This window comes from Inquilinus sp. OTU3971, from assembly GCF_038440215.1.
Genome location: NZ_JASATH010000101.1, coordinates 1 through 15447, shown reverse-complemented (window position 1 = coordinate 15447; position 15447 = coordinate 1). Strand labels below are relative to the sequence as shown.

The following is a 15447-nucleotide window of genomic DNA, read 5'->3' as shown; positions in this document are numbered from 1 at the left end:
TCCTGTCTCTGACGCACCGCCGGATCCGACGTGCACGTCATCCTCATTCCAGAGGCCGCCCGTGCTCCTTGACCCAGGTCAAACATTGCTGATGGACAACAGCGGACATGGAACCCCGGCTCGCATCCTTCAGCTCTCATGGGCTCGGATCGGGCGCATCGACGCCGGCGCCGACGCTGCGTCAGGCGCGCCGGAAGCGCTTGTAGATCTCCATGACGAGCAGGACGCTGATGCCCACCCCGAAGAGGCTGAGGCCCTCTACAGGCGACAGCGTCCCCAAGGACAGCAGATCCCGAAGCGGCGGGACAGCCAGTGCTGCGACCTGCAGGCCCTGAGTGGCGATCACGCCGCCGACCAGCAGCGGATTGTTCCCGATCGGAATGCGAAAGGCGGAGCGTGTCTCCGACCGGCAGTTGAAGCAATGCGCGTTCTCGCACCACACCAGAAGCCAGAGGACGGCCCCCTGCGCGGCGCCATGGCTCAAGCCGTGAGAGAGGGCGAAGCCGTAGAAGACGTAGCCGATCAACCCGATCGTCACGCCGCTCAACGCGACCTGTTCGATCATGCGGCGGTCGAAGACCGGTGCATGCGCCCGGCGGGCCGGGCGCTGCAGCACGCCGGGTTCTCCCCGCTCGAAGGCGAGGGCCACGTCCTGGATGCCGTTGGTGACGAGGTTCAACCAGAGGAGTTGGACCGCAGTCAGCGGCGGCGGCAGGCCGGTGAGCGTCGCCAGCAGCATCAGCAGGATCTCCGCCGCCCCGGTCGAGATGGTCAGGAGGATCACCTTGCGGAGATTGTCGTAGGCGACGCGCCCCTCATCAATGCCGGCGACGATCGACGCGAAATTATCGTCGGTGAGGATCAGGTCGGCTGCGTCCCGGGCGACATCCGTGCCGCCCCGGCCCATGGCGACGCCGATATCGGCGGCGTGCAGCGCGGCGGCATCGTTGATGCCGTCGCCCGTCACGGCGACCACCTGCCCCTGGCGGCGGAGGCTCTCGACGATGGCCAGCTTCTGCAGCGGCTCCGTCCTGGCGAAGACGCGGGCCTGGCCCACCGCCGCATCGAAGGCCTTTCCTTCCAGTCCGGCCAGCTCAGGGCCGGCGATCACGTCGCGCTGTGCCGCCGCCAGGCCGAGCTGCCGGGCGATGGCCAGGGCGGTCAGCGGGTGGTCGCCGGTGACCATCACGACGCGGACGCCCGCCTGCTGTGCGGCGAGAACCGCGCCACGCGCTTCCGGGCGAAGAGGATCGATCAAGCCCGCCAGGCCGAGCAGCCGAAGGCCCCGGAGGTCGCCCTCGACCGGTGATGCCACCGGTCCGGCGGCGACCGCGATGACGCGGTATCCGGCCGCGGACAACCGCGCCAGGGCCGCCTGCACCTCCTCGTCGATCCCGCCGCAGAAGCGGGCGATCGTTTCCGGCGCCCCCTTCACGGAAGCGACCCTCGTGCCCTCGATGTCGTGAAAGGCCGCTGCGAAACGGTTCTCCGGCTCGTACGGAATGCGGCCGAGCAATCGCGCCGATCCCGTCTCATCGGAGGCCCCGCCTGAAAGTGCAGCCGCAGCCAGGAAGGCCAGGTCGACGGCGTCGCCGTGAGGGCCGTCGTTGCCCTCGGCGGATGCCTCGCTGGCCCGCGCCCCGGCCTGAAGCAGGCCACGGGCGGCGGGGTCGGCTGGTGAGAGCTCGCCGGCACCGGGGAGCCAGAGCCGCTCCACGGTCAGTCGGTTGAGGGTGAGCGTGCCGGTCTTGTCGGTCGCGATCAGCGTGCAGGCGCCGAGACCTTCGACGGCCGGGAGATGGCGGACGACGACGTGGCGCTGGCCCATGCGGTGCATGGCGATCGAGAGAGCAACCGTCATCGCGACCGGCAGCCCTTCCGGTATCGCCGAGACGGCAAGGGCGACGGCAAGGAGGAAGATATCTGCGGCTGCAGCGCCCCGGACGGCCTCCAGCACAGCGATGAGGGCGATCACCCCGAGGATCGCCACGGCGACGTGACGGGTGAACCGGTCCATGCGCCGGACCAGGGGCGGCGCGGGCTGGGGTGTCTCCAGGGCCGCGGCCAGCTGTCCGATCACGGTTCGCCGCGCCGTGGCGACGACGACTCCGAGCCCTCGGCCCGTCTGCACGGTGGTGCCGGCATGCAGCATCGTCGCGCGGTCGCCGAGCGGAGCGTCGGCGGGAATATCAGCGTCCGGCAGCTTCCTGACTGCGACAGATTCGCCGGTCAGCAGGCTTTCGTCGGCGGTCAGCCCATGGGCGTCGGTCAGGCGCAGATCCGCGGCGATCCGCTCCCCGCTCTCGACCTGGACGACGTCGCCCGGGACGAGCTCTTCCGCCGGCAAGCGGACGAGTCGGCCGCCGCGCCAGACGGCGGCGCTTCCCTTCACCAGCGCCTTCAGGGCCCGGGCCCGACCTTCCGCTCGCCATTCCTGGTAGGTGCCGATGCCGGCATTGGTCAGCAGCACCACCACGATGAAGGCCGCATCGGTGACATGGCCGAGGCCGAGCGACACGCCGGCCGCGGCCAGCAGCAGATAGATGAAGGGGCTCTTGAACTGGTCCAGGAAGACGCCGAGGAGCGTTTTGCCTCTGGGCTCGGGAAGCCGGTTCGCCCCCCAACTCTCCAGGCGGGCCGCCGCCTCCGCCTCGCTCAATCCGTCAGGGGACGAGGAGAGCCGGGCCAGAACCCCATCCGTGGGCAGGTGATGGAACGGCTCTTCCATCCGCGTTGTCGGCCCCGAGGACTGGCGACCGCGCCATCGGGCGAACAGGCCGGACCGACGGCACGGGGAGGCGACGGCGCGGGCGTGTGCGGATGAATCCAGCTTCATGGCCCGATGGTATTGGTGCCCCCCTGGCCTGCGACTTGATCCAGGTCAAGGAGCGCAGCCATCGCAGGATGAGAATGAAGCAATCATCCTGCCCCTGATGCGCAGCTGGTGGATCCGGCAGATGGGGCCAGCCCCGAGGCGTGAGATGCTCAAGAGCCTGCTGATTGGCCTCGATACGACCGAAGCGTCGAACCGCGCCGAATCCGTCGCCCTTGATCTGGCCAAGCGCCACGGCGCATCGATCTGCGGCGTATCCGTGATCGACGTTCCCTTCCTGACCGCCCCCGAGGCGATCCCGATCGGCGGCGCCTACTACAAATTCGCCAAGGACGTCGCCCTGCTGAAGCAGGCACAGCAGCAAAGCCAGACCGTCCTCCGACAGTTCGAGGAGCACTGCCGGACGCTCGCGGTCCGGTCGAGCACGGCGGAATATCATGGCGAACCTTATGAGGAGCTGCGCAAGGCAGCAGACGTCCACGACCTGATCGTCATCGGCCGGGATGTCACCTTCCATGGGGGCGACCATGCCGTGCTGGGCGATCCCGTCGCGCGGCTGGTGAAGACTCTGCCTCGCCCGCTCGTGGTGGTCCCCCCTGCCCCGCCTCGCGGTTCGGCCGTCCTGGTCGCCTATGACGGCAGCTTGCCGGCCATGCGCGCGCTGCAGCTTCACGCCCTCCTGGATCTCTATCCGGACGCCGCGACGGGTGTGATCGCCATCGACCGCGACAAGGCGAAAGCCGAGGCGATGGCAGAGCGAGGCGCTCACTTTCTGCGTCTGCACGGCATTCGCGCCGAGGCCGTCGGCATCCAGTCCGACGAGGATCCGGCCCAGGTATTGCTGTCGGAGCTGCAGAGCTATGAACCCGGCCTGCTGGTGATGGGCGCCTTCGGCCATCGCGGCTGGCGCGAGGCCCTGCTCGGCTCCTGCACGGGGACGCTGCTGCGTCAGGGCTCCGTACCGCTCTTCGTCTATCACTGACCGATGCCGCCTCTGGAGCACGGCCACAGCGCCGACGAGATCCGACGGCGTCTCGCAGCCGGCCCGCGAAGCAGCTATGTCCGCGACTGGATCTATGGCGGCATCGACGGCGCGGTGACGACCTTCGCGGTCGTCGCGGGCGTCGCCGGAGCGGACCTGCCGATGCAGATCGTTCTGATCCTTGGCGCCGCCAATCTGATCGCCGACGGCTTTTCGATGGCCGCGGGCAACTTCAGCGGCACCAAGGCGGAGCGGGACGACTACGACCGCCTGGCCGCCGTGGAGCGAAAGCATGTGGCGCTCGACCCCGATGGCGAGCGTGAGGAGATCCGGCAGATCTTCGCGGCCAAGGGCTTCTCCGGCGCCGGCCTCGAGCGTGTCGTGGCGACCATCACGTCGAACGAGCCCGGCTGGATCCGGACCATGCTCGCCGAGGAATACGGCCTCGCCTCGACCCGTCGCTCGCCCTGGGCGGCGGCCGCGACGACCTTCCTCGCCTTTCTCGCCTGCGGGCTCGTGCCGCTGCTGCCCTATGTGCTGGGCGGCGGGCTGGCCGCTTCGACGGTGGGGACCGCGCTCGCCTTCTTCGGCATCGGCTCAGCCAAGAGCTGCTGGTCGACCACCACCTGGTGGCGGTCGGGGATCGAAACCCTTCTCATCGGCATGGGCGCCGCGGCGATCGCTTTCCTCGTCGGGTTCGGGCTCAAATCCGGTCTCGGCGTCGCGGATTGAGGGCGGCCGGTTCCAGTGCAGCCCGGACAAGCCCCGCCGAACTCGCTATGTCACGGCCGCGCTCGCAACCTTGCGGAACCGGAACAGGGCGAGGGTAAGGAAAAGACCGCCGATCACGGCGACGGCCAGGAATTGCGGCCAGATCACCTCGATGCCGGCGCCGCGATAGAGGATGGCTTCGGCGAAGCTGACGAAATGCGTCGAGGGCGAGGCCTGCATCACCACCTGCAGCCACGGCGGCATGCTCTCGAGCGGCGTGTTGCCTCCCGACAGCATGTTCATCGGCAGCGCGACCAGCATGAACAGGAGTCCGAGCTGCGGCATCGAGCGGGCGACGGTGCCCAGAAAGATGCCGATCGCTGTCGCGAAGAAGAGGTAGAGCATGACCCCTGCCATGAAGAGCGGGATCGAGCCTGTGATCGGGACGCCGAGAATCCCCCGGACGACGACCAGGAGCGAAAGCGCGACTGCGACCGCGATCACCATCCCGTTCGCCCAGACCTTGGCCATCGCGATCTCGAAGGGTGACAGCGGCATGACCAGGAGATGGTCCATCGTGCCGTGCTCGCGCTCGCGGATCACCGCCGCGCCTGCGAGGATGATCGCCAGCATCGTGACGTTGTTGATGATCGCCATGATGCTGGTGAACCAGGGCGAGGCGAGATTCGGGTTGAATGCCACCCGGACCACGAGGTCGACCGGAGGTTCCTCGGTCGCATCCGCGCGGCCGACGAAGCGCGCGACCTCCGCACCGGCGATCTGCTCGATGTAGCCCGCGCCGATGCCGGCCTGCATCATCGCCGTCGCGTCGACATTGACCTGGATCGCGGGCCGGCGGCCCGCCACGACGTCCTTCTGGAAGTTCGGCGGAATGTCGATCACGAAGGTGTACCGGGCGAGGTCCATCAGCCGATCGATATCGCCGACCGCAACCGCCTGCGGTGGCTTGAAGTAGGGCGGCAGCAGCGCCTGGGCGATCCCGCGGGAGAGCGGCGACCGGTCTTCGTCGGCGATCGCGACGGAGGCGTTGCGCAACTCCTGCGAGATGCCCTGTGCCTGGCTGTAGACGGCGAAGGAGAAGGTGTAGACGATCAGCCCGAGCAGCACGAGGTCGTGCCCGAGGCTCCGCAGTTCCTTCGTCCCCAGCCAGTAGATATTCGCGAGGCGCCGCATACCGCCCTACCCTTCCTGCTTGCGCAGGAGCAGGAGGCTCAGGAGCGTGAGCGCCGGGATGAAGGCCGCCAGGGCCAGCAGGCTCCCGCTCAGCTCCGCGAAGCCGAGGGACTTGGTGAAGGTCCCGACGCTGACCTGTAGGAAATACGTCATCGGGAATCCGTACCCCATCAGCCCGGCTGCTCCGGACAGGGAGGACACGGGCGTCAGCATCCCGGAGAACTGCGTGGCGGGCACGACGGTGAGGATCGCCGTGCCGAAGAGCGCCGCGATCTGGGTGCGGGCGAAGGCGGAGATCACGAGGCCGTAGCCGGTGGTCGCCGTGACGTAGAGGATCGCGGCGACGATGAGCGTCCACAAGCTGCCCTTGAGCGGCACGTCGAAGAGAACGACCGCCATGGCCAGAAGGCAGCCGAAGTTGATCAGCGCCACGCCGATGTAGGGGAGTTGCTTGCCGAGCAGGAACTCCAGGCGGCTGACCGGGGTCACATGCAGGTTGGTGATCGACCCGAGCTCCTTCTCCCGCACCACCGCGAGCGCCATCAGGATCGCCGGGATCAGGGCGAGGAGCAGCGCGATGGTCGACGGCACCATGGCGTAGATGCTCTTGAAATCCTGGTTGTAGCGGTAGCGGGTCTCGACCGTGGCGGGCGCCGTCCCCGTTGCCGAAGCGCCCCGGTCGCGTGCCAGATCCGCCAGGAACCGCTGGTGGATGCCTTCGAGATAGCCGCGCGTGGTCTCGGCGCGGAACGGCATGGCCCCGTCGACCCAGGCGCCGACCTCGGTCGAAGTCCCGCGCTGGAGATCCCGGCCGAAGCCCGGCGGAAACTCCAGCGCGACCGCGAACACACCGCCCATCAGCCCCTGCTCGAGGCCGGCATAGGTCGCAACCGGCGCCTGCTCCACGAAGTAGGAGGAGCCTCTCAGCTGCTCCAGATAGGCGCGGCTTTCCGGAGTCTGGTCGCGGTCCAGCACGGCGAAGGACAGGTTCTCGACATCCGTGTTGATCCCGAGCCCGAAGATCAGCATCAGGAACAACGTGCCGAGGAGGGCGAAGCCCAGGCGGACGGGATCTCGCCGAAACTCCAGCACCTCGCGCCAGGAATAGGCGAACAGGCGCCTGGGGCTGACGGCGCTGCGCCTACGGCCGGCCTGCACCTGGGCAGCGGCCCGGTCCTTGGCGGCGGAAGCGATGCGTGGACGGGCAGCCTCTCCGGCAGCCTCTTCAAGATAGCTGATGAACGCGTCCTCGAGGCTGGCGGCGCGGCGCGACGCCACCAGCTCCGGCGGCGTTCCGGTCGCCAGGACCCGCCCGGCGTTCATCAGCGCCAGGCGATCGCAGCGCGCCGCTTCGTTCATGAAATGCGTCGAGATGAAGATCGTGACGCCCTCGTGGCGGGACAGCTCGGCGAGCAGATCCCAGAACTCGTCGCGGGCGAGCGGGTCGACGCCCGAGGTCGGCTCGTCGAGGATCAGCAGCTCCGGCTCGTGCACGACCGAGACGGCCAGCGACAGCCGCTGCCGGATGCCGAGAGGCAGCGCGACCGCTGGCTGGTCGAGCCAGGCGGCGAGCCGGAAGCGACGGACCAGCCAGTCGATGCGGTCCCGCGCCTTGTCGCGCGGCAGGTGGAACAGCCGGGCGTGGAGCTCGAGGTTCTGCCGGACCGTCAGCTCGGTGTAGAGAGAGAAGGACTGCGACATGTAGCCGACGCGGCTGCGGAGATTCATGTCCGTCGCATCGATCGCGTGGCCGAACAGCCAGGCCTGGCCTTCGCTTGCCGGCAGCAGGCCGGTCAGCATCTTCATCGTCGTGGTCTTGCCGCAGCCGTTCGAGCCGAGGAAGCCGAAGATCTCGCCGCGCTCGATCGAGAAGCTGACGCGGTCGACCGCGACGAAGTCGCCGAAGCGGCGGGTCAGGTTCCGCGCGACGATGGCGGTCTCGCCGTCCTGCGGCTTGCGGGCTGGGATCACCGGCGCCCTGTGGCCGGCCCGAAGCGACGCCGGCAGCAGCTCGATGAAGCTGTCCTCCAGGCTCTGCCGCCCGGTCTGCGCCTTGAGCGCCGCCGGCGTGCCGGTCGCGAGGATCCGGCCCGCATTCATCGCGACCAGCCAGTCGAACCGCTCCGCCTCCTCCATATAGGCAGTGGCGACGATGACGCTCATCCCGTGGCGCTGTGTGCGCATGCGGTCGATCAGCTCCCAGAACTGCCGGCGCGACAGCGGGTCGACGCCGGTCGTCGGCTCGTCAAGGACCAAGAGGTCGGGATCGTGCACCAGGGCGCAGCAGAGGCCGAGCTTCTGCCGCATGCCGCCCGAGAGCTTCTTGGCCGGCCGGTCGCCGAAGGCGGAAAGGCCGGTGTCGGCGAGCAGGCCCTCGATCCGCCACCGCCGCTCCGCACGCGGCTGACCAAACAGCCGCCCGAAGAAATCGATGTTCTCGCGGACGCTGAGATCGGGATAGAGATTCTTGCCAAGCCCCTGCGGCATATAGGCGATGCGAGGACAGACGGCCGTCCGGTGGCGGGGATCCGCGATGTCGCCGTCGAGTACGATGGCCCTCCCCTTCTGGATCCGCTTGGCTCCGGCGATGATGCCGAGGAGCGTCGACTTGCCGACGCCATCGGGCCCGATCAGGCCGACGAGCCGGCCCGCCGGCACATCGAGCGCGATCCCGTCGAGGGCGGGCCGCGCTCCATATCGGTGCACCAGTTCCTCGACACGCACGACCGGCGCGGCCGGCGCGCTCATGCGCCTGCGCGGGGCTGGAGGAACGCCGGCCATCCGGCCGCCGGGTCGAGCCGCACATAGGCCACGCCCGGCAGCCCCGAGCGCACCTCCTCGGCGTGGGCGCGGAGCAGCACCGGATCGATCCTGACCCTGACGCGGAACATCAGCTTGTCCCGTTCCGCCCGCGTCTCCACGGCCTTGGGGGTGAACTGGGCTTGCGTCGCGACGAAGACGACCGTCGCGGGGATCGGGACATCCGGCAGGGCGTCGAGGACGATCCGGGCATCGGTGCCGAGCGCCGCCCGGCCGGCATCCGCCGTCGGCAGGAAGATGTCCATGTAGACATAGGCGGTGTCGAGCATGGTGTAGACCTTGCCGCCGGCGGACAGCACCTCGCCGACATTCGCCAGGCGGTACTGGATGCGCCCGTCCTTCGGCGCGACCAGCGTGTTGTCGGCGATATTGACCCGGTCGAGGTCGAGATCGTGCGTCGCCGCGTCGAGCGCGTGCTCGGCCTGCCCTGCTCTCGCCTCGGCCGCGGCCAGCTCGGCCGTTGCCCCGTCCAACTGCTGCCGGCGCTGGTCGAACAGCTCTTCGGTCGCGAAGCCCCGCCGCACCAGGGCCCGCGTGCGGTCCAGCTCCCGTTGCGCGAGCTCCACCCGGGTGCGCTGCTGCTCGACATTGGCGCGCGCCTCGTCGAGCGCTTGGCGGGCTTGGCGCAGGCGGGCCTCGTCGCGGCTCATTGCAGCCTCGAGATCGCGGGTGTCCATGCGCGCGACCACCTGCCCCGCCGACACCATGTCGCCCTCGTCCGCCAGGATCTCGGCGACGCGGCCGGAGAACTTGGTGGCGATGGCGATCTCATCGGCCTCGATGCGCCCATTGCCCGACGCGATCCCGGCCGGCAGCCCGGCCTGGGACTGCTGCCACCAGTACCATCCGCCGGCGACGCCCCCGGCAAGGACGATGATCCCGAGGACAACCGGAAGTCGCCGCTTCCGGCGGCTCTCCTGCGCGGGGGGACGCACGGCCGGGAGGTTGGGCGCCGGCGGCGGGGGGAGGAGCAGATCCTTGGCCTCGACGGGGGCCTCGGCGCTCTCGAGATCGTTCATCGGACGGCCCCTCGTCGGGTCGGGAAAGTGCGTTCATCCGATCCGGCGCCATGAACCAGCTCGGCTTCGCGGCAAGCCTACTCACCCGTCGGAAGGATACTTTGAGATAGATCAAAGCACCTACGGCCGGCCGGGCTCCATGTGCTCACCGGCGCGCGCCGGTTGCCGGTCGTCTGGGTCCGGATCCGGGCTTGCATTTGGGACGCGGTCACCGCAGGCAAACGCCGCGTTTCCGAGTGCTCGTCCCATGCGAAGCAGAAGCGGCAAGCTCCTGAACTGCTGACCACGGGAACGTCAGGCGATTATTCTGAAGTGGCGGATGGTTCGCCGGGCGAACAGCCAAAGGGCGCTGACCGGGAGGGAGAATGAGAGAAGTGGTTGACGCCATAACAAATCTCGTGCGGCGCTCGGCACCGGGACCAGTGCGTTCGCCCACGCGGAGCTCAGGCCCGGCTCATCCCCTTTGCCGATGTTCGGGCTTTCGGCGCGTTCGACTCTGTGCCCTCCGGAAAGCGAATTGCGATTGGACCGGCATTTCCCGCTCGCATTCACGCTATGCTTGCCTGCTCGGCCGGGACGGCCTTGCGGCCGCCGGAGTCCCGGCCTCACCGACGGGCCAAACGATGTCGCCCGTTGCGCCGCTCCCGTTGCCGGATGCGGTGCCTTGAGGGATGCTGGAGCAGCAAGCGGTGAGTGGAAGCGGAATCCCTGGCAGGCGGATCAGGTTGTCGCTGGCGATGGTTGCCGCACTGCTTGGACTGTATTTGTCATACCTCCTCGCGTATCCGTTTCTATCCTCGTTGATTTGGGCGCTGGTACTGAGCATCATAATCTTGCCTCTGCATCGCAGAGTAGAAGCTCGCATTCGCCCTGCTGGCCTTGCAGCGCTGATCTCCGTGACCGCCGCGGCCATCGCGCTGGTCGTGCCGGCGGCCTTTGTTGCCCAGCAACTCGCCCACGAAGCAGCCAACGGTGCGATCTACTTGGCCGGTGAGCTTCGAAATATGGAGTGGCGTGAGGCTGTCGCCACCTCGCCGAGACTTGCGGCCGTCGTCGCCTGGGCCGAGGACCAGCTGGATCTGGCCGGGATCGTCGGCGGTCTCGCCACGCGCCTCTCTGCCCTGAGCACGTCATTGCTGCGCGGCTCGATCAATCAGCTAATAAATCTCGTCCTGACCTTCTACTTTCTATTTTACTTCCTGCGCGACTGGCCACAGGCGTTGCGCGCACTGAGGAATCTCTCCCCGTTGAGCGATGCCGAAACGGAGCAGGTTGCTCGCCGGTTTGTGGAGACCGTCCACGCGACGATGTTCGGAACCGTGGCCGTCGCCGCGGTTCAAGGCACACTTGGCGGACTGATGTTCTGGTGGCTGGGTTTGCCAACGCCCGTGTTCTGGGGCGTGGTGATGGGGCTGTTGGCCATCGTGCCGATGTTGGGCGCCTTCGTCGTCTGGGTACCGGCATCCATTGCCTTGGCGATCGACGGCGAATGGACGAAGGCGCTCGTGCTCGCGGCCTGGGGCGGCCTGATCATCGCAACCATCGACAATCTCCTCTACCCCGTCTTGGTGGGGAATAGGCTGAAACTCCACACCGTCGTCACCTTTGTCTGCGCCGTTGGAGGTGTAATCCTGTTCGGCGCGTACGGGATCGTGCTCGGGCCGGCAATCGTCGCCGTTACGGGGACACTCATCGAACTCTTGAGACGACGGTTTGTCGGTGAAGCCCAGACACACGCTGATGCGGCTGTGCTTGGCGACATGGGCCGAACGGATAATCAAGACGACTGATACAGAATAGATACAGAATAATATCAACAAAGAATCGAACCGAGGACGAGACGAGGCATTTCAGGCGGGCGGAACGCTCACAATAACACACATCGGGGGACACATTGGCGGTCCGAGCCAAATCCCGCGTGCCCCAACCGAGGGCGACCCGGGCCATCTTGGACTGGATTGCGTTCAAGGAGGGCGTTCTGCTCCACACCGTGGGCATCCCGCGCGTGTTCGTGCCGGTGCCGGGCGAGGCCGAGCCGGTCTCGGCCCGCGAGCCGGCCGAAATCGACGCACTGCTGGAAGACGTGCCGGGGACGTAGGAGCTTCGCCAGAGGCTGCACCGCGAGTTCGAGGCGCATCGGCGCCGCTGGGAGATCGCCGTGGCCGCGATCGGGTCCCCGCCGGATGACAAGTGAGATGCGGTACCGGTCGTTGATTTGATTTGGGTCAATGCCGTTCAAGGCCGGTCGTTCTGGAATGCAACGACAGTGTCCCGGAGACCGACAACCATGAAACGCTATCTGATCTTATGCGCCACCGACGGGTCGGACGCCGCACGGAAGGCGATCGAGTTCGCTGCGGAGCTTGCCCGGGAGAAGCTCGCAGAGCTTCTGGTGGTGCACGTCCAGCAGGCCCATGGCAGCGAGCTCATGTCCCAGGGCCTGGAGGAGCTCGAGCGCGTCGAGGATATCCGTGTCACCGAGGCCGACGTGCTCCACGGCGCAGCCGCACGGATTGCCGAGGAGGGTGCCCGCTATGCACGAGAGTGCGGCGCGCCACATGTCGAGAGCCTGGTGGTGGAAGGGGACCCCGCCCGCCGGACCGTCGAGACGGCGAAGGAGCGCGGCGCCGGGCTCATCGTGATCGGCAGTCGCGGCCGGGGCGATCTCCAGGGCCTGCTTCTGGGAAGCGTGAGCCACAAGGTGGCCCATCTCGCGCCCTGCACCTGCGTCATTGTTCGCTGATCATCGAACCGACACGCAGACCATGTCCGGAGAGACGCGATGAAGTCCGACAGCGAGATCAGGTATCAGGTCGAACAGGCCCTTCAAGGTGATCGCCGGTTCGATGCCGGCGCTATCTCGGTCACGGTGCAGCGAGGCGTGGTGACGCTCTCGGGCTCTGTCCGAGGCCAGCTCGAGCGCTATCAGGCCGAGGGCGTCGCGCGACGCATCTGGGGTGTCATCGGGCTGGCGAACGAGATCGAGATGAGGGCGTCCGGCGAGGACGAGCGCTCAGACCCCGAACCGGTCCCGGCCGCCGAGATCGGGTGTCGGCGGAGATGAGGTCATCGCCTTGCCCCTATCTGATCCTGGATCCTCGTCCGGGGCTTCTTTGATCCAGATCAAATTGGCTGCGCTCAGTCCGTTTATGTTGAATTTTAGACAAACTTGAACATCCAGCCGCTCTGGTCTCGTTAACCGCGATGACCGGCAAGGGGAAATTATGATCGCGTATAGAGCGATGAGCATTCCAGAATCTGAAATCGTCGCGGCTGAGGAGGAGCGAGCAAACCCCGGCCGGGTTCACGAGACCGATACCTCGACAATCCCCGAAGGCCCGGCATCGTTATCAGCTGCCTCTGCGGAGGTCCCGGCTCCGCGGCAGCGGATCGCCATCATCGATCCCCGTTCCCTCACCGGAGAGGTTCTGAAACTGGCGCTCCATGCCGAAGGAGATGAGTTTCGGGGCGAGGCTTATGCCGATGTCAGGGCCTGGCGCAATGACGCTCGAGGCACCTCGGGCACCGCAGCCATCCTTCTCGTGATTGGAACGGCTGATGCGGCCGATCCCGGTCTGGCCGAAGACCTTCAAAATTTGAGCCACGACTTTCCAGAGATCCCAATGATTGTGGTGGGAGAGATCGAGACGTCATCCCAGGTTGCTAGAATTATCGAATACGGCGCCCGCGGGTATATTCCGACCAGCGTCGGCCTTCCTGTCGCCATTGGAGCGATCTCTCTGGTCCGGGCTGGTGGTGTGTTTGTGCCAGCCAGTATGCTGCTTGCTTCTCGGCGGGAGGCAGGGAAAGCATCGCCAGATGCCGGTTCTGTCCAGCAGCTGCTCACCGAACGCCAGGCAGCGATCGCCGCCGCGCTGTCCAGGGGCAAGGCGAACAAGATCATCGCCTATGAGCTGAATCTCAGCGAGAGCACTGTGAAGGTGCACGTTCGCAACATCATGAAGAAGTTGCAGGCGCGAAACCGCACTGAAGTAGCATACAAACTGCACGGGAGCCGCTTCCCTGCCGCCGTGCTTTTTTGATCCCGGGCGGGGCCAGTCGGAGTTCCTGGCAAACTCTGACGATGTCGTGGGCATGAACCAGGTCGACGGGATGGGGCGTGTTGTCGTTGCGAGCGTCACCGGTCGTCTATGGAAATCCCCAGACGCAGTTCAGGCGATCGGCATCGAGAGGGACAGAGTCGGTTATTCCGATCGTCGGAGATAGGCGACCAGATCCTCGATCTCCTGGGGAGTGAGGTTCAGATTCGGCATTGGAGGATGTGGATCAGCCAGCCACGTCCGCAGGCCATCCGGTGTGAGATCAGGCCGGTGTCGGATCTCCGAAAGCGAGGGCGCCGCGTCCGCCGCGGTCCGGGCACGATCGGGAGCATGGCAGGAGGTGCACCACGTCTCGACGATGGCTCGTCCTCTCGCGCCGTCGCCGACCGCTCCGGCGAGAGATGGCGTAAGCGCTATCGTTGCCGACGCAGCACCGATGAACGCGCCAATCCGCATTCGGCCCTCCTCATTCACGTTCGCAGCGGCGTGCACACGACGCTTCGGATGAACGGCAAGCCATGCTGCGCTTGTCCAGGAGCGGTCGCAAGAACCTGCCTCGCTCGGCGAAGTCCAACCCCGGCTGAGGGAGCGGGCACTCCCCCGCTTCAACCGACTTCGGTCGCGCCATGTCGTCTGCCAGCTCCCACGCTCAAAACCTCAGATCTGAACCGCCGGTGGAGGTCGGCATTATCCGAGCCTTCCGTATTCGTGCGAGGCCCGGCAGCACAGGCAAATGCCATCGTCCTGATCTGAAGAACGCCGAAGGCCCGCTTCGCACTTGATCAGGATCAATGTCCCGGCGACGTCGTTCGCTGACCATCCCGATGCAAGGCCAGCGCCATGCGATCCAGGAAAGGCTGAGACGATGCCCTACAAAGACGTTCTCGTTCATGTAGGCACCACCGAGACGCCGGCGCTCGCCGCCGCGATCGGGTTCGCCCGCCGTCACGACGCGCGACTGATCGGACTCGGCGTTCAGAACTACGCCTATGTCGGCATGTGCGGCATCGAACCCATTCCGCCTTCGGTGATCGCGGCGTTGGAAAATGCGGCGGCGGCAGAGCTGGCGGCCACCAGGTCCCGCTTCGACAAGACAGTTGATCGATACGGCTACACCGACAGATCGGAATGGCGCGCCGAGCGCGGCATCATGGTGGAGAGCATCGGGTTCAACGGGCGCTACGCGGATGTGATCGTCGTCGACCAGACCAATCCCAGCCATGACTATCCGCCGTTCGGACTTCCCGCGGAACTCGCATTGGGCAGCGGCCGTCCGGTCATGGTCATCCCGTTCATCGGAGTTCGAGGCGCGATCGGCGAGCGCGTGGCGGTCGCGTGGAACGCGAGCCGCGAGGCGGCGCGGGCGGTCTCGGATGCGATGCCGGTCCTCGTGAAGGCCCAGAGGGTCGACGTTCTGGCGGTCGACCATCATCGGGCCGACCGGGTCCCCGGCCTCGACATCGCCCGGCACCTGGCGGCTCATGGGGTGACGGCGAACGTCGTCGCTCGGGAGAAGGTCCTGGATCCGGCGTCGGAGATCCTGAACTTCCTCGCCGAGAACGACTCCGACCTCCTGGTCATGGGCTGTTATGGCCATATCCGTCTGCACGAAGTGATCTTTGGTGGCGTGTCGCAGGCTATGCTCAAGTCCATGACGGTGCCCGTCCTGATGTCGCACTGAGTTCGTGGCCAGGTCGGACAGCGCCGTTACCCTGAGTCGAACGTCGAACGTCGAACGATCTGCGACGCCGCCTGTTTGTCATCCAGCAGTGATAGGGTCGAACAATGTCTCAGCGTCCACAGGCCACGGATCAGGACCTGCGCCTC

Annotated in this window: 13 protein-coding genes; 8 read left to right on the top strand and 5 right to left on the bottom strand. The window is 66.8% G+C overall.

From position 1 onward, the window contains the following. Nucleotides 1–181 precede the first annotated feature (181 nt). Nucleotides 182–2728 (bottom strand): cation-translocating P-type ATPase, encoded by a 2547-nt coding sequence (locus tag AAHM41_RS23380; protein ID WP_342238996.1) that lies wholly within the window; start codon nt 2726–2728, stop codon nt 182–184. 253 nt (nt 2729–2981) lie between these two features. Here AAHM41_RS23380 and AAHM41_RS23375 point away from each other — a divergent pair, with 253 nt between their 5' ends. Next, nucleotides 2982–3815: a universal stress protein gene (locus AAHM41_RS23375; RefSeq protein ID WP_342238995.1), complete on the top strand. Its 834-nt coding sequence runs from the start codon at nt 2982–2984 to the stop codon at nt 3813–3815. Between the two features lie 3 nt (nt 3816–3818). Beyond that, complete coding sequence (locus AAHM41_RS23370) at nt 3819–4547, top strand: VIT1/CCC1 transporter family protein (protein ID WP_342238994.1); 729 nt, start codon at nt 3819–3821, stop codon at nt 4545–4547. Nucleotides 4548–4592: 45 nt separating this feature from the next. Here AAHM41_RS23370 and AAHM41_RS23365 read toward each other — a convergent pair whose 3' ends face one another. Genes AAHM41_RS23365 through AAHM41_RS23355 form a run of 3 tightly spaced genes read right to left on the bottom strand, consistent with a single transcriptional unit; the run spans nt 4593 to nt 9559 of the window. Beyond that, the gene (locus AAHM41_RS23365) at nt 4593–5720 is read right to left on the bottom strand and encodes an ABC transporter permease (RefSeq protein WP_342238993.1); all 1128 of its coding nucleotides are present in this window, start codon (nt 5718–5720) and stop codon (nt 4593–4595) included. A gap of 6 nt (nt 5721–5726) precedes the next feature. Further along, the gene (rbbA, locus tag AAHM41_RS23360; protein ID WP_342238992.1) at nt 5727–8468 is read right to left on the bottom strand and encodes a ribosome-associated ATPase/putative transporter RbbA; all 2742 of its coding nucleotides are present in this window, start codon (nt 8466–8468) and stop codon (nt 5727–5729) included. Beyond that, the gene (locus AAHM41_RS23355; RefSeq protein ID WP_342238991.1) at nt 8465–9559 is read right to left on the bottom strand and encodes an HlyD family secretion protein; all 1095 of its coding nucleotides are present in this window, start codon (nt 9557–9559) and stop codon (nt 8465–8467) included. Before AAHM41_RS23355 ends, rbbA begins: the two co-directional genes overlap by 4 nt. Nucleotides 9560–10230: 671 nt before the next feature. Here AAHM41_RS23355 and AAHM41_RS23350 point away from each other — a divergent pair. The 5 genes from AAHM41_RS23350 to AAHM41_RS23330 all read left to right on the top strand — a co-directional run bounded on the left by AAHM41_RS23350 (nt 10231) and on the right by AAHM41_RS23330 (nt 13602). Continuing rightward, entirely contained in the window at nt 10231–11349 is a 1119-nt protein-coding gene (locus AAHM41_RS23350) for an AI-2E family transporter (protein ID WP_342238990.1), read from the top strand. Between the two features lie 158 nt (nt 11350–11507). Continuing rightward, nucleotides 11508–11657, top strand: coding sequence for a hypothetical protein (locus AAHM41_RS23345; protein ID WP_342238989.1), 150 nt, complete (start codon nt 11508–11510; stop codon nt 11655–11657). A 189-nt stretch (nt 11658–11846) separates the two neighbouring features. Beyond that, nucleotides 11847–12302, top strand: coding sequence for a universal stress protein (locus AAHM41_RS23340; RefSeq protein WP_342238988.1), 456 nt, complete (start codon nt 11847–11849; stop codon nt 12300–12302). 39 nt (nt 12303–12341) lie between these two features. Next, nucleotides 12342–12623, top strand: coding sequence for a BON domain-containing protein (locus AAHM41_RS23335; protein ID WP_342238987.1), 282 nt, complete (start codon nt 12342–12344; stop codon nt 12621–12623). Between the two features lie 178 nt (nt 12624–12801). Next, nucleotides 12802–13602 (top strand): response regulator transcription factor, encoded by an 801-nt coding sequence (locus AAHM41_RS23330; RefSeq protein ID WP_342238986.1) that lies wholly within the window; start codon nt 12802–12804, stop codon nt 13600–13602. A 162-nt stretch (nt 13603–13764) separates the two neighbouring features. Here AAHM41_RS23330 and AAHM41_RS40685 read toward each other — a convergent pair whose 3' ends face one another. Next, nucleotides 13765–14076 carry a c-type cytochrome gene (locus tag AAHM41_RS40685; protein WP_446719477.1) on the bottom strand — a complete coding sequence of 104 codons (312 nt, stop codon included), beginning with the start codon at nt 14074–14076 and terminating at the stop codon, nt 13765–13767. A gap of 409 nt (nt 14077–14485) precedes the next feature. Between AAHM41_RS40685 and AAHM41_RS23325 the strand changes: the two genes are divergently transcribed. Next, nucleotides 14486–15301 (top strand): universal stress protein, encoded by an 816-nt coding sequence (locus tag AAHM41_RS23325; RefSeq protein ID WP_342238985.1) that lies wholly within the window; start codon nt 14486–14488, stop codon nt 15299–15301. Nucleotides 15302–15447: the final 146 nt, after the last annotated feature.

Excerpts from the sequence above, each read along its gene's own strand:
- AAHM41_RS23380 (WP_342238996.1), bottom strand. The coding sequence starts at position 2,728 with ATGGAAGAGCCGTTCCATCACCTGCCCACGGATGGGGTTCTGGCCCGG.
- AAHM41_RS23375 (WP_342238995.1), top strand. The coding sequence starts at position 2,982 with ATGCTCAAGAGCCTGCTGATTGGCCTCGATACGACCGAAGCGTCGAAC.
- AAHM41_RS23370 (WP_342238994.1), top strand. The coding sequence starts at position 3,819 with ATGCCGCCTCTGGAGCACGGCCACAGCGCCGACGAGATCCGACGGCGT.
- AAHM41_RS23365 (WP_342238993.1), bottom strand. The coding sequence starts at position 5,720 with ATGCGGCGCCTCGCGAATATCTACTGGCTGGGGACGAAGGAACTGCGG.
- rbbA (WP_342238992.1), bottom strand. The coding sequence starts at position 8,468 with ATGAGCGCGCCGGCCGCGCCGGTCGTGCGTGTCGAGGAACTGGTGCAC.
- AAHM41_RS23355 (WP_342238991.1), bottom strand. The coding sequence starts at position 9,559 with ATGAACGATCTCGAGAGCGCCGAGGCCCCCGTCGAGGCCAAGGATCTG.
- AAHM41_RS23350 (WP_342238990.1), top strand. The coding sequence starts at position 10,231 with ATGCTGGAGCAGCAAGCGGTGAGTGGAAGCGGAATCCCTGGCAGGCGG.
- AAHM41_RS23340 (WP_342238988.1), top strand. The coding sequence starts at position 11,847 with ATGAAACGCTATCTGATCTTATGCGCCACCGACGGGTCGGACGCCGCA.
- AAHM41_RS23335 (WP_342238987.1), top strand. The coding sequence starts at position 12,342 with ATGAAGTCCGACAGCGAGATCAGGTATCAGGTCGAACAGGCCCTTCAA.
- AAHM41_RS23330 (WP_342238986.1), top strand. The coding sequence starts at position 12,802 with ATGAGCATTCCAGAATCTGAAATCGTCGCGGCTGAGGAGGAGCGAGCA.
- AAHM41_RS40685 (WP_446719477.1), bottom strand. The coding sequence starts at position 14,076 with ATGCGGATTGGCGCGTTCATCGGTGCTGCGTCGGCAACGATAGCGCTT.
- AAHM41_RS23325 (WP_342238985.1), top strand. The coding sequence starts at position 14,486 with ATGCCCTACAAAGACGTTCTCGTTCATGTAGGCACCACCGAGACGCCG.